Source organism: Clostridium sp. BJN0013 (assembly GCF_040939125.1).
Lineage (GTDB): Bacteria > Bacillota > Clostridia > Clostridiales > Clostridiaceae > Clostridium_B.
In genome coordinates this window covers 1,403,984-1,419,202 of sequence record NZ_CP162495.1, presented here as the reverse complement: position 1 = coordinate 1,419,202, position 15,219 = coordinate 1,403,984, and the positions used below count along the sequence as shown (strand labels likewise).

The window sequence follows — 15,219 nt, the reverse complement described above, 5'->3', positions numbered from 1 at the left end:
TACTCCTCACAGATTATCTCGATAAACTTTTTTTAAAGAAGAAAAAGAAATTATCATAAGCAACAGAATAGCTTAATACTTATACCATAATCTGATAAACATTAATATCAAAATATTGTCCAAATTTATACCCTGCTTCTTTAATTTTCCCACAGTAGGTAAATCCAAATTTTTCGTGAAGCCTATCACTAACTTCATTGCCTGCAGTTATAATAGATATGATTGTATGAATTCCATCAATTTCTTTCGCAAGCTTAAGAATTGCTTCCATTAACTGTTTCCCGATCCCAACTCCTCTATAGTCTTTATGAATATAGATAGAAAACTCCACACTTCCATCATATGCTTTTTTCTCTCTATAAGTAGACAAGCTTGCATATGCAATAGCTTTTCCATGTTTTTCATACACCAATAAAGGATGTGTTCCAATATGATCATAAAACCATTGCTTTCTATCTTCTAAAGTTTTAGGTTCTAAATCAAAAGTTGCTGTACCATTTAATATGGCCTCATTATATATATCTAGTAAAAAAGGAATATCTTGTTCCTCTGCCCTTCTTATCATAAATAGCTTCCTCCAGTCTTATCCATATTTATTTACTTTTATTATATCACGGCTATCAAGTGATTCTTAGGTTCAGGTGGAGTTTGCTTATAAGAGCCGATCTACTACCAAATTTATTAATTTCAAAATGAATATTAAACCAATTCATGTTTGCAATAGGACAAAATTGTAAGGGCTACAAACAAGGGAATGGAAATAATTGCTGCACCAATTACTACATATGGTGCCCATAAACTAAAAGAGCCTAATTTAAGAAAGGTAAGTCCCACAAGTTCACAGCCAAAACTATTTCCAAGACCTGTACCCCCGGATGGCAGAATCATTCTAATCCAATTCATAATATTGCTTCCGGAAATAGAAGAAAGTATATGGGGCAATATACAAAATACAATACTTATTATAATTGAATTAGCTGTATTCTTACATCTTGCAGATAAAAACAGTGTAAAGCTGACAACTGCAATAAGCGTCAACATGCCCGCTCCTGCTGTAATAATTTCAGTTTCACCAACACTTACAGCAGGCAGATAGATATCTCCTATACTTTGAAGTGATGTCCTTAGACTATCCCATCCAAACACCCTGTTTTCAATAATACTAAATACGGAAATACAAATTGCAAAAGTTATGCTGCAAATTAAAATAGCAGAAATTACCTTATATACAGAAAGTTTTGCTTTGCCATATTTAGTACACCTTAATATACTGTCTGCCCCTGTCTGATATTCTGCAGAGAATATTGGAGCAGTAATAAATGTGCATATAATTACTAAAAGAAAAATCAACATAATAAGATAGCTTCCGGCATCACTGCTGCCATAGCCATATATGAATTTAAAAGGTTTATCTACTTTTTCATACATGGAAAGTGCCTTCTTTTGTGATACAGGATCCAAAACTCTCCCTTTTATCTGTTCAGTATATTTTTTATAGAAATTTGCCGCAGCTTCTTCGGGAGAAATCTTACTTAAATCTGCAGGTGCCTTTGTATTTGGATCCGCATATACACTCTCCAACCGATATATTATATATTGAACCGGAAGTATTTTTTCATTGTAGATATCTTGAGGGATATTGTCGCTATAAATACTTCCATATTTCTTTGTGACTTCCTGATAATTTTCAACTGCTTTATGTATTTTATCTGGTGTAATCTTTCCCTGTACCATAAGTCCTTTTTGGGCTTCTATAGCTTTTATTCCAGAAATCGATACCTGTTTTCCATTTTTATTCACATAAGTATAATGGACATATGATATGGGAAAGTATGCCATAATTCCAGTCAATAAAATGGCTGCCAACAGCAAAATCCATGTTGAACGGGTTCTTAACACCCTCTTCAATTCCAAATAAAAAATGCTCATATCAAATTTTCTCCTTTCCTGTTCCATCTTGAGGGAAAAGCCATAAATACAAATCCTCAAGCCGTGGAACAGCATGTTTTGAATCAGGTACATCTGGTGTATTTGACAAATACCTGATAGAAAGATTTCCATCTTCCTCATTTAGTACATTCACAATGCGGGCAATTTTTTCATAATGGGTAAGTTGTCTGGGTGATATTATGCTCTCCCATACCTTGCCTTCGACAGTTTTTACAAGTTCTTCAGTAGTCCCCGTAGAAATGATTTCTCCATCTTTCATAATGGCATTGCAGGTAGCAATATATTCCACATCGGAAACAATATGGGTAGAAATCAACACAATTCTATTCTGGGCAAACTCAGAAATAAGTTTGCGAAATTTCACACGTTCTCCTGGATCAAGACCACTGGTTGGTTCATCTAATATTAAAACTTCCGGATCATTCAAAAGGGCTTGTGCGATACCTACCCGTCTCTTCATTCCTCCAGAAAGTTTAGAAATTTTCTTTTTTCTGACTTCAGTAAGAGTAAGTATTTGAAGCAATTCATCTATTTTTGCTTTTGTATCATCTTTAGTAAGGCCTTTTAAAGCTGCAATATATTTCAGATAATCCATCACTGTAAATTCAGGATAGAAACCAAAATCCTGGGGTAGATAACCTAAAATATCACGATAGGCTCCCTTGAGTACACCAATTTCAATTCCATCATATAGTATCCTTCCTGAGGTTGGTACCATAATACCAGCAATCATTCTTATTAAAGTAGTCTTTCCAGCACCATTTGCACCAAGAAGTCCCCATACGCCAGGGGATATATTCAGACTTACATTGTTAACAGCAATTTTATCTTTATATTGCTTGGTCAAATTACAAATTTCAAGTTCCATGGTTATCACTCCAATCTAGAAATTAAATTTATTAAACGACAGAATAATCATATATCTTGTTTGATTTTATTATTAATTGATATACTTGAAAGGCAAGAATTACTGCAAAAAAAATACTAAGTACAATCCATCCGATTAAGGATGTTCGATAGTAGGCCTGTGGTACTAATGTATGGAATAAGGCCTGTAGAGGTAATACAAGCAAACAGAAAATTTCACAAATAAATACACCATATTGCTTATAATTACAGCCGAGAATAAAAATACAACCACAACAGCATACTAAGAATGGCAATAGTAAATAAAATATTATAAAAATAGTGGAAATATTCACTTTATTCAACATAATAAGGGCAATAGTAATCAAAAAAACACTGTCCCCAATGGCAACAATAATTAGTCTGCTTGATACTAATTTAGATATTGACATACATGCAGCTAATTCCACTTCATACATCCTGTATTGTCTTGATCTATGGAGAAATGGTAAACCAGTTATAGTAATAAAAACTGCATAAAAACAAAGCAGATCCGGAATATGACGATTCACAATATATTGAAAATCTCCATCAAAAATTATATTTAGCAGCAAAAACATGAAAATCAATATTACTCCCTGATACATCCATACTTTTCTACCCATAAATAAAATTTGACGAAATAAAAATTGAATATAACCAATTCTCTGTCTTCCTTTATAATTTTCATATTCTTTACACACTACGTTGATAGTCTCATTAACATGATTCTGTGAATATATTGGGTATGTATTAAGAACCTTTTTTAAATCCGAACATAGCTTTTTATTCACGTGCCCATTCTCCTTTCCTAACATTTTTCTTAATTTGTTTCAGTGCCGCCCGTAAACGCGATTGTACAGTCCTAAGTGGTATATTTTCTATTTCTGCAATTTCTCTCATGGATAAATCCTGTGCAAATCTTAATAATACAATTTCTCTATATTTTTCAGGCAAATTTTCCACCAGACACTTCAAGTCCAAATCAGATTCAGTTTGTGCAAATCCATTTTCCATATATGCCAGATTTTCAGGCAGAGATTCCATTCCCTTTTTGCGCCAAATATCAATACATACATTTGACGCCACCTTATAGATATAAGATTTAAATTTTCCACAATGAATATATTTTTTAAAATAGCGAATGGTCTTTAAAAATGTTTCCTGAGTAGCATCTTCTGCCACTTGACGATTTGGTGTATGCCAAAGGCAGTATCGAAATACATCTGGATAATAAAGATTAATCAAATCTTCCAAACAAGTTGTATTGTCATTTTCAATTTTTGGTAATATATTATATTCCCGAATCAAGTTTTATCCTCCTAAATATCCCTCAAAAAACATCCTCTATATTATATAACGTTTATAAATTCCCAAATGATTTAAAAATTATCAATTAGGTCCAAACTATTTATCTAAAGAAAGATAATACATAAAATTTTTACATGATTTTTTAAAATTATTTGTGATTTTCCATACTAAAAAAGTGCAGTCACAATGTTAATGACTGCACAAAATATAACTATATTAAATATTAACCGTCTTCATAGCTCTCATGGAATTCAGCACCGCAAGTAAAGTTACTCCCACATCGCCAAATACAGCTTCCCACATGGTACCTAAGCCCAATGCTATAAGTACCAATAAGATTATTTTAATACTTAATGCAAAGATTATATTTTGCATTACGATGTGTCTCGTTTTCCTGGCTATTTTTATGGCTGAAGCAATTTTTGAAGGCTCATCGGTCATTATAACTACGTCAGCAGCTTCAATTGCAGCATCAGATCCTATTCCTCCCATTGCTATACCTATATCCGCTCTGGCTAAGACAGGAGCATCATTTATACCATCCCCTACAAATATTAATTTGCCTTTTGGTGATTTTTCTTTATCAAATAATTCTATCTTTTCAACTTTTTCGTCTGGAAGAAGTTCAGTATAAACTTCATCTAATCCTAACCGTTTTGCAACTTTAGTCCCAACTGTTTTATTATCGCCAGTGAGCATAACTATTCTCTTAATACCTATATCCTTTAAGGCCTTAACCGCTTTTGCTGAATCTTCCTTAACTTCATCAGATATTATTATATATCCTGCATATACTTTATCCACAGCAACATGAACTGCTGTACCCACTGTTTCAACCTGTTCATAAATTATATTTTCTTTATTCATCAGTTTATAATTACCCGCTAACACTTCTCTACCTTGAATCACAACTTTCACGCCATGACCTGATATTTCTTCATAGTTTTCTATTGAATCCTTAACTATTTCCTTTCCATAAGCGTTTAATATAGAAGTTGCTATTGGATGGTTAGAATAACTTTCTGCATAGGCCGCATAAGCTATAAGTTCATCTTTTGAAATATTGTTTTGTGATTTTACCTCCGTTACCCTAAATACACCTTTTGTAAGTGTCCCCGTTTTATCAAATATTACACCCTCAACACTATTTAAAGCCTCAAGGTAATTCCCACCTTTGACAAGTATCCCATTCTTTGAAGCCCCACCTATTCCTCCAAAGAAACCAAGAGGTATAGATACCACTAAAGCACAAGGACAAGATACTACCAAGAATGCTAATGCTCTATATATCCACTGTGAGAAAGTAGCACTTTCAATAAATAATGGAGGTAGTACAGCTAAGGCTACAGCTGAAAAAACAACAATAGGGGTATAATATCTGGCAAACTTTGTAATAAAATTTTCAGTTGGCGCTTTTTTACTACTTGCATTTTGAACTAAGTCAAGTATCTTTGCAATAGTAGAATCTCCAAATTCCTTTTCTACTTTAATAGAAAGCAATCCATTTTTGTTAATAACTCCTCCCAGTATACTATCTCCCGCCCTCACTGTTCTTGGAACAGACTCGCCAGTTAAAGCAGAAGTATCTACCATTGAATTTCCTTCAATTACTTCACCGTCTAGTGGTACTTTTTCTCCTGGTTTCACCAATATGATATTACCTACACTGACCTCTTCTGGTGATACTTTTTTAATATCATCACCTATCTTTAAATTAGCAAAGTCAGGTCTTATATCCATAAGATCCGTAATGGACTTTCTCGAACGGTTAACAGCTATTCCCTGAAGCAGCTCTCCTAACTGGTAAAAAAGCATAACTGCTACGCCCTCTGGATATTGGCCGATAGCAAAAGCTCCAATAGTTGCTGTACTCATTAAAAAGTTCTCATCAAATATTTGACCCCTGCTTATATTTTTCAATGCTCTTAAAACTACTTCTCCCCCCACAAGCACATAGGTTATTAAATACATTATCAGTTCTATGACATTTGAAAATTTAAAAGCAGTTGCTATTCCAAAAATTGCTGCACCAACAACCAATATAACCATTTTCTCCTTGCTGTTTTCTCCGTGCTCTTCTTTACGTTCATAAATTTTACTTTCGATCTCAATAACATTAACGTCTGGTTCTATTCTTTTAACAATTTCTTTAACTTTGAGAATAATGTCACTTTGCTTAGATGGATTCTCTATCTCCAAAATAAGCTTTGTGTTCACAAAATCCACAACAGCAGATTTTACACCCTTTATATTATTAGATTCTTTTTCTATTTTTGCAGCACAGTTAGCACAATCCAATCCTTCTAATATGAACTCTTTTTTCACATTGGAATTAGATTCTTTCGTTCTAATATTAGTACTAATTTTACTAATATCTTTAGTTGCTAATTTTATATTACTTCTACTAGGATTTTTAACTGTTTTATCCATTTTCCCCTCCCCCATAATAGTTCAATTTTTTGTAATATATGAATTAATCCCTAGTCAAAATCATTTTTATTTCCCATAGCTTATTGTATTTCTCTATGAACGTATAAACATATGAGTGTTTATTCATATGTTTATTATATACAATTAAATGATTAATGTCAATAAAATCTAAAGTGCTAGTTTTTAAAAAGTATTCTCTAATAAGGAATCACAAAAGAATCATTGTTATACAGATAAATTTTCGAAAAATACTATCCAGGACAGGCAAAATGATAATAGACTTTTGGATGCCAAACAAAGAGTGGGAAGGCTGTGATGTAAATAATCCTAGTACTAGGATTATCAAATTACAATGATAGTTGTAAATAATGAACAATAACTAAGCCAGCATGCATATATTAATTAACATGCTGGTTATACTTACAACCTATCCTTAAAATCAAGTTATTTTTAGGTTCAGATAGAGTTCGTACATGCTGATAAATTTTTCTATTTACTTTCCACAGCATTTTTTGTACTTTTTACCACTACCACAAGGACAAGGATCATTTCTTCCTATCTTGGGTTCTTCTCTTATATAAGTATCTTGAATCCCTTGCCAGGGATCATAATCCTCATCATCTCCTAAATTATTAAATAAATTTTTAGATCCTATGCCTCCAAGAGCCATTTCAAGCATACCCTTGTGACTTTTAAAATATTTTTCATGTTCTTTAATCATTTTATTTCTTTCTCTATTATTAAACGCCTTTTCAAAGAAATCTTTTAACTCCCCATATAAATTAAAATATTTTTTTGAAAGTGCTATAACATATTTTCTATATTTATTTATATGCATTAAAAATTCATGTTCCATCCCCCGAATATAAAGTTCTAAACCCATTGACTCTTCAGGCAATATTCTACTGACTATAAAGCTCACAAAACCTTCATCGTAAAACTCATCTTCTTCCAAACTTAAAAGTTCCTCTTCAACTTTATGGAATCTATCTACCTTTAGTTTAAGTTTTCTTATTTCTTCATTACCCGGTGAAATTTTTTCTGCCTTTTCTAATATCTCCCCAGCAGGATCAAACAGTTGTGCTTCAACCATTTGTCTGGAGACCATAAGCAGTATCCATGCTATATGTTCTTTTTCGTCTTCTTGTTTAATTGCTTCATCTGATAATTTTTCAAGATTTTTTTTCATACTTTCAAAATTACCTTCTTTTAAATCTATAATAAAAATAGCAAGATAGGCACTTATAATAAAATCTTCATTTTCTTTTCTTTCAATGAGTCCATAAAGAACTTCCTTAGCTTCTTCAATGTTGTTTCCTTCCATGTATGCCTCGCTGAGGCCCATCCATAAAGAAAAATTATCCTCATCTAGTTCTATAGCCTTTTTAAAGCTTATAACTGCTTTTTTATGCCATCCTCTCATCAGATATGACTTAGCCAGATATCCAGCAAAACTTGCATTATCAGGTTCTGCTTTGACAAGTTTTTCAAAAATCTTTATGGCCTTACCATTATTGTTATTTTGAATACATACCTCCCCAAGAAGACTTTGTATTACCAATATATCTGGAAACTCTTTATGTAATTCCTCCAAGAGATTTATAGCCTTTTGATTTTTACCTTCTTTAAAGAATTCATTTGCATCATTAAATTTTTCCCTAGCAGTACCAGGTATATTAATAAAACTATCATATTCTTCCCTAGTTTTTTCATTACTTAATATTTCATAGGCCTTTCGAATTTCCATAAATTTTTCTGAAAATCTTTCTGGTGGGTATTTTCTAACCATTTTAAAATAAGATTTTTTTATTTGTGCAGAACTAGCGTCTTGGTCTATTTCTAAAATATCATAATAGGTATTCATTTAATTTATCTCCTCAATTAGTTATTAAAAGTTCCTTTAACCGTGCTAATAATCCTTTTGATTCTTTTTTTACTTCACAAACTTCTGATAAATACAACAGAGCCTGTTTGTTGGAAGTATCAATTTTTAATACTTCCTTCCACTCCTGAATTGCCTTATTTTTATTTCCTACAGCATAGCTGCATAACCCGCAAAAATTTTTAATAACAACTATGGGATATTTTTCTACGTCAGCACGTGAAAGCGTGTTTAGGGCTTCTTTATAATCTTTGTTTAAAGAAAGGTTATATGCTTTGTTATATTTCTCACATATATTTTTAAAAGATACTTCTTCCATAGAATTCAAATAATTTACTGCTGGATTATCCTTCTGACTATATATTTCAACACTTCTTTTCCATACATTTTTGCATTTTGTAAACTTCCCAATCTTATAAAGACATAATCCCATAAGATTATAACACTTCCAGTTATCCATACTGAACTCTACAGACTTCCTGAGCGCTTCCAATGCACCTGTGAGATCATTTTTTCTAAATAAAATCAACCCTTTATTATAATAAACCTTCCACATATCTTCTAATGTCATTTGTTATTCCTCCATATCAAAAAGAATATCTGAAAGTTTTTCCTCTAGTTCCTGTATTTTTTCATCATCATCTTCTTTTATTATAGCTTTTTTTAGTTCTCTTACTATTTCATCAAGTTCATCATATTCTTCGCTTTCAAAATATTCATCAAGCATATTTTCTGCACGTTTTATAATTCCCTTAAATTTTCTAGCCTTAGTAGATTTTTTCCATAGATTTAAATCCATTTCTTCTTCTAACTTTACACCTGTTGTTTCAATTGATATACTGGCTTGCTTACCTGTGCTTACTATCTGTGCTCCCACTTGAAGTATTCCATTTATATCATACATGAACTTTACTTTTATTTTTTCTTCAAAAGCTCTATTGGCAGGAATACCACTAAGGGTAAAATTGCCAAGAAAATTATTCATAGATGCCTTTTTACGGTCACCTTGATAAATCTTAATTTCAACTTTTTCCTGATTTTCTACAACAGTACCGTATATTTTTTCTTTAATCACAGGAATGGTTAGATTTCTTGGTATTATAATATCATAAACATCTGCAACCGGAATTCCCCCTAGAAAGCCCAGTGTTTCAATCCCTAAAGTATAAGGACATACATCAGTAATTAAGATATCCTTATCTTGTGACAATTCATTATTTATTATTCCGGCTTGAATGGCCGCCCCCATTACTACTGCCATGTCAGGATCAACTAATGTCTTTGGTTCTTTATCAAGGGTTTCCTGCAAAAATTCCTTTACAAGGGGAATTCTAGTTGACCCTCCAACTAAAAGCACTATATCTATATCTGTTTTTAAAAGCTCGGCATCTTTTAATACTACATTTATTGGTTCTTCTGTTGATTTCACAAGCTCCCATATAAGTTCTTCAAATTGGCCTTTGGTAACTTTTCTCACTAACCCAATTGGTTCACCATTTTTTTCAGCTATAAATGGCAAGTTTATATCATATTCATTTTTTGTACTTAATACAATTTTACAATTTTCCGCCGCTTCTTTTATTCTTGCTACAGCTCTTAAATCTTTTTTAAGGTCTACACCTTCTTCTTTTTCAAAATCTTTAATTAGCATATCCATAAGTTTTTCATCAAAATCTTTTCCACCTAGCTTATTATTTCCGCTGCTTGCCTTAACTTCAAGAACACCTTCAAACATTTCAAGGAGGGTAACATCTAAGGTCCCTCCTCCAAGGTCATAAACCAATATATGTTTCTCATCTTCCATATGTTCAATTCCATATGCCAAAGCTGCTGCTGTAGGCTCATTTATAATTCTTTCCACTTTAAAGCCAGCTATCCCTCCTGCTTCTACTGTTGCCCTTCTTTGTTCGTCAGTAAAATATGCTGGAACAGTAATTACAGCTCTTTCTATTTGTTCTCCTATGTAATCTTCAGCACATGACTTTAAATATTCTAGTATATGCGCGGATATCTGTTGAGGGGTATATTCATTATCACCCATGCTCACTTTCTTGTCAGTTCCCATAAGACGTTTTACTTCCATTACAGTCTCATCAGGCTTTACTAATAATTGTTCTTTTGCATATTCACCTACAATAATTGCTCCACTATCTGAAATTCCCACAACTGATGGTGTAATCAATTTACCTTCTTTATTCTTTATAACAAATGGTTTTCCATTTTCAAGTACTGCCACTTCTGAAGTAGATGTTCCAAGATCAATGCCTATAATTTTGCTCATCTTATTTCTCACCTTCTTTATTTTATCTTTAAACTATACAAATATGAATTATAATGTACAAATCTAATTATTAACAGATGTCTCAATGCCATTTACAACAACTTCAGCTTTTCTAATCATCTCTCCTTTATATATATACCCACTTTTTATGATCTCTAATATTTGTATTTGGTTTATATCCCTATTTTCCCTAGTTTCTTTTGGTATATGCAACCGACTATTAAACACATCTTCCTTCTTTCCAAAACGTTTTAATCCACAAGTTAACAGAATCTGCTCCAGATTGTTCCACTGAAGATTCATCTGTTCTCTTAAAGCTTCATTTGATGATTTTCTACTGTATACATATATATCTTCAAATAAATCAGCAACTTCTATAAGTGTTTTTATAAGAGTTTTATTTTCTTCATCTGTTGATTTTACATTATTTCTAAGAGATTTCAGTGATTCATTATCTTCTTTAATTTCATCTATAATTTCTAAAATTTCCTCAATATCCGCTGTAGATTTATACTGTTGCTTGCCAATTTTTTCAAAGGTTTTATTAAAAGCACTTAAAAGTTCTGAAATGTCACTTTCAAAGCAAACGTCAATATCTTCTAAATTATACTGTTGTAATTCTTTAGTTATATCTATCATTTTTTCCCTTTCCTTTTAGATTAAGATATCTCTTGCATAGCTAGATTTGATATCTAACCCAGTAATTTATCGGTTCTATTATACCATATAAGGCACTACCTTGCTAACAAATATCTAAATCCCTGTTAGAGACTATATAACTATATAATGGTACTGTTTCTAATGTAATCTGTAAAGCAGGCCTTCAATGGATTAAAGGTTCAAATGGAAAAAAGTATTTATCTATAGTAAATTCCACCTGAACCTCTCAATCACTTGATCTTAAGTACATCTTTATATAATATTGCTCCATATATTAGTTAACCTTTTACCACTATTTTTATAGTATATATACGCTGGCTGCCAGTAGTTCCCTACATATTCTCGTTGACGAGTGTTTACAGATACAAGTATTTTATTGGGTATATCTATTTTAGATATTTTTATCACATTATATCTTCCAGGAACACCTGGCCATAAGCCATTTCTCCCAACACTTAAAGCTCCAGCCCCAATCATAATCATGTTAGGATTTATATTTTGAGGATTTAAATAGTCCAAGCTTATACTTCTATGAACATGACCATGCAGATAAATTTTAAAATTCTCATTTTGCAGTATATTGGCAAAAGGAATATTATCTCCATAGCCACTTATAATATTTACAGGATGGTGTCCTACTGCTATTTTTATTATATTATTTTGGGGCAGTTGTCTTGAAGCTTTTATTAAACCTTCCGTATCAAAATAAGTTATTTTACGATTAAAGTGATCAATTTGAGCTGAAGTATTTATCATGAAAAATGCTACTTTTTTATTATCTATAAAATCTCCCAGTACAACTTCAATCTGCTCCTTAGGGTTATCTGGAAAAGGAACTTCATATAACCTTTGGTATAGATATTTACTATAGTTTGTAAATTTTTTATACCATTCTCCACTATTTCTTTTTAAGTAAAATAAGTCCTTTCCAACATTAGTAACTACTTTATCTTTAGGACTTGGAGTACCAATGGCTAAATGATAACTATTCATAGTAATAGTCCAACTCAAGTCATGGTTTCCAGGTACTATAATTATATTTTTATATGGTACGTTAAGCTGTTTGCTTAATATATCTATAAAATGAAATGCCTTCTCAAAAGATGCTTCTGAATCACCACGTTCAACAAAATCTCCACTAATTACTATATAGTCAATATCATTTAAGCTTAAGCTGTTTTCAGGATTATCAAAATAAACCTTTTTTAAGTCAATAATTAAAAGATATGCCTCATTTTTTTCATCAAGATCCAATATATAGTGTAAATCGCTTAGGTCCAGTATTATTCCTTCTTTTTTAGCTTCTCTATTAAATTTCTTCTGTAATGAAGTTTTTACTTTTCCCTTTAATTTATAATCCATAGCCTCATCCCCAAATTTAATAGTATTTAAATTTTCTATATTACTACTATATAATACTCATTAATAAGGACAAGGTTCTGATGACTTATGAGAAGTTAAAAATATTCTATTTAAATACTTGTACAGTTCCCTTTCCACCATCAACTATAACTTTATCTCCGGTTTTGAGCTTTGTGGTAGCATTGCCACATCCTACAACAGCAGGAATACCAAGTTCTCTGGCCACTATAGCAGCATGTGATAAAGGTGCTCCTATATCAGTGATTATGGCTGCAACTTTAGGAAAAATAGGTGTCCAGCCTATATTAGTGGTTGATGTAACCAATATTTCACCTGGAAGTAAATTTTCACCCTCTTCAGGATTAGCTAAAACACGGACATTCCCTTCTATCCTACCTGTTGCTCCAGCAAAACCTTTAAGCTCTTCAGAACTATCTGCTACAATAGCTAATGAAGGATCATAATAATCCACTCTTCTATTTGGATCTTTAACCCATTGGAAAGGGTTAAAACGTCCTCTTATAATTGATGGATAGACTGGTAATGCTTTATATTTTTCGTAGTTTAGCTTTCGTGCAGCAATATTCTTTAAAGCTCTCTTATTTCCAGAAAGTAGATTTAAAACTTCATCAATATAAAGATAAAATATATCCTCACCTATTTCTGTAAGTTCTCCTATCCTTTTCACAAAAACACGGTTAATCCTATATACTCTTACATACTCTGCACGAGTTGCCTCTCTAATATGTGCGGCTTTCCATGCCTTTTTCATCTGTTTTTCAATTAACTTTATTTTTGAAGGGAATTGGTCTTTAAACCTTTTCCACGCTTCTTCATATTGAAGCTGTTGTTTCTTTAGAAGCCCTTCTACATCTATATTAAATTTTTTAAAATCCTCTACCTGTTTTTCAATCAGGCCTTCCTCTTCTGCAGGATCAGGTATAGATAATTCAAGTTCATGAGGTCCACGATGGCCATACTTTGAAAGATATTCTTCAACACTCATTTTCCCTTTAATTATATTTGATATACCCAAAACAGGTCCAAGACTTGCAAATTCTGAGTTTCCTCTTAGATTAGATAAAAGCGCACTAACATCTTCAGTACCTGTTAACTTTTCTAGTTCATTACTGAGTTTATTGACCACAACCACCATTTTTTGCCCCCCCTTAACAGAAACCCATAACATTCTAGAACTATATGGTTGAATTTCTTTTTTCCATAAATCAAGCAGTTCATTCTCCGCTCTTGTTAATCTAATTGATGATGCTGTCCTTTTACACCAACTTGGTGTATTATGAAGAAATTTAGCCATGTTTTTTGATGCTTTTCTGGTATTTATTAAAAAGTTTCTTACCCTAGGCAGCATTTCCTTGATATAACCCAATTTTGAAAATGGATAAATAGGAATACTCATTCCAACGGGTATATTTCCAAATATATCACTCATCTTTTCAACACCACCATTGCTCCCAATTACAGAGGCTGCCGATGATAACTGGCTAATATTTGAATACATCCTTCCACAAATATTACCCCAGAGATAATATCCTGGTACTACACTAATTTCTTCATCCTGCGCCTTAAGTATAGACCAAGTTAAAGGTGTAGCTACATCAGACATTGCTTCTGCCACATTTGAATTACTCCAAAGATAATCTCCAGACAAAGAATAATTTATTTCATAAGTATCCAGATTTCCTATATTTAAAGTTGTAATTGGCCTCGCCTGAAGTATATATAATTCCCCATTTGCAACAGCCCATTCCATATCTTGAGGTCCTTTAAAATCACTTTCTAATTTTAAAGCATACTTATACAGTCTTTTCGAATATTTTATAAACTCATCTGGGCCGTAATATTTACCTTTAGGTCTTATAATTTTAAAAGAATGTGCATTAGCCTCTCCAGATACAAGTAATTCACCAAGGCCGTGGACATAATTGCCTAACATATGTGTCATACTACCTGTTATTGGATCAGCAGTAAACAAAACTCCTGAAATTTCAGACTGCACCATGACCTGTACTACTACAGCTATTTTATGTGAATCCTCCATACCTTGAAAGCTACTATATACTTTTACTCTCTCAGACTCTCTTGATTTGAAAACTGTTATTATGGCCTGAAGAACATCTTCTTTTTTAACATTAAGGACCGTTTCAAATTCACCTGCAAAAGAAGCTTGTGCAGAATCCTCACTCAATGCAGAAGACCTTACTGCAAATAGTGATTCTTCATTATTCTTTGTTATTTTATCTGAATTATATTGTATATCATTCAAAGCTCCATTCTTAAGTTTTTCATCCTCAAAAGCTTCAGATAAAACTATAAAACCTTCTGGTACAGAGTATCCACTCTGGTACATCCTAGCAAGCATGGAACCTTTTCCTCCTGCAAAGGACTGATTTTCCTGATTTAACTGTTTGAAATCAACTACCATTTTTGACATACAAAT

12 protein-coding genes are annotated in these 15,219 nt (G+C 32.3%); all 12 read right to left on the bottom strand.

Translation table 11 applies throughout. The features are described from left to right. Positions 1 to 79 precede the first annotated feature (79 nt). Positions 80 to 565 (bottom strand): N-acetyltransferase family protein, encoded by a 486-nt coding sequence (locus tag AB3K27_RS07285; RefSeq protein WP_368490564.1) that lies wholly within the window; start codon positions 563 to 565, stop codon positions 80 to 82. Between the two features lie 134 nt (positions 566 to 699). Further along, a complete protein-coding gene (locus AB3K27_RS07280) occupies positions 700 to 1,929 on the bottom strand; it encodes an ABC transporter permease subunit (protein ID WP_368490563.1) in 1,230 nt (409 codons plus the stop codon). 1 nt (position 1,930) lies between these two features. Then, the gene (locus AB3K27_RS07275) at positions 1,931 to 2,818 is read right to left on the bottom strand and encodes an ABC transporter ATP-binding protein (protein WP_368490562.1); all 888 of its coding nucleotides are present in this window, start codon (positions 2,816 to 2,818) and stop codon (positions 1,931 to 1,933) included. 31 nt (positions 2,819 to 2,849) lie between these two features. After that, on the bottom strand, positions 2,850 to 3,629 hold the full coding sequence (locus AB3K27_RS07270; protein WP_368490561.1) for a hypothetical protein: 780 nt from the start codon (positions 3,627 to 3,629) through the stop codon (positions 2,850 to 2,852). Further along, a complete protein-coding gene (locus AB3K27_RS07265; protein ID WP_368490560.1) occupies positions 3,622 to 4,146 on the bottom strand; it encodes an RNA polymerase sigma factor in 525 nt (174 codons plus the stop codon). The genes AB3K27_RS07270 and AB3K27_RS07265 overlap by 8 nt, the downstream gene beginning before the upstream one ends. A gap of 216 nt (positions 4,147 to 4,362) precedes the next feature. After that, on the bottom strand, positions 4,363 to 6,576 hold the full coding sequence (locus tag AB3K27_RS07260; protein ID WP_368490559.1) for a heavy metal translocating P-type ATPase: 2,214 nt from the start codon (positions 6,574 to 6,576) through the stop codon (positions 4,363 to 4,365). A gap of 493 nt (positions 6,577 to 7,069) precedes the next feature. Then, entirely contained in the window at positions 7,070 to 8,440 is a 1,371-nt protein-coding gene (locus tag AB3K27_RS07255; RefSeq protein WP_368490558.1) for a tetratricopeptide repeat protein, read from the bottom strand. A gap of 13 nt (positions 8,441 to 8,453) precedes the next feature. Beyond that, a complete protein-coding gene (locus tag AB3K27_RS07250) occupies positions 8,454 to 9,029 on the bottom strand; it encodes a tetratricopeptide repeat protein (protein WP_368490557.1) in 576 nt (191 codons plus the stop codon). Between the two features lie 3 nt (positions 9,030 to 9,032). After that, entirely contained in the window at positions 9,033 to 10,739 is a 1,707-nt protein-coding gene (locus AB3K27_RS07245) for an Hsp70 family protein (protein ID WP_368490556.1), read from the bottom strand. Between the two features lie 63 nt (positions 10,740 to 10,802). Then, positions 10,803 to 11,378 carry a nucleotide exchange factor GrpE gene (gene grpE, locus AB3K27_RS07240; RefSeq protein WP_368490555.1) on the bottom strand — a complete coding sequence of 192 codons (576 nt, stop codon included), beginning with the start codon at positions 11,376 to 11,378 and terminating at the stop codon, positions 10,803 to 10,805. A gap of 273 nt (positions 11,379 to 11,651) precedes the next feature. Beyond that, positions 11,652 to 12,761 carry a metallophosphoesterase gene (locus AB3K27_RS07235; protein WP_368490554.1) on the bottom strand — a complete coding sequence of 370 codons (1,110 nt, stop codon included), beginning with the start codon at positions 12,759 to 12,761 and terminating at the stop codon, positions 11,652 to 11,654. Positions 12,762 to 12,867: 106 nt separating this feature from the next. Next, on the bottom strand, positions 12,868 to 15,213 hold the full coding sequence (locus AB3K27_RS07230; protein ID WP_368490553.1) for a PEP/pyruvate-binding domain-containing protein: 2,346 nt from the start codon (positions 15,211 to 15,213) through the stop codon (positions 12,868 to 12,870). Between the last annotated feature and the right edge of the window lie 6 nt (positions 15,214 to 15,219).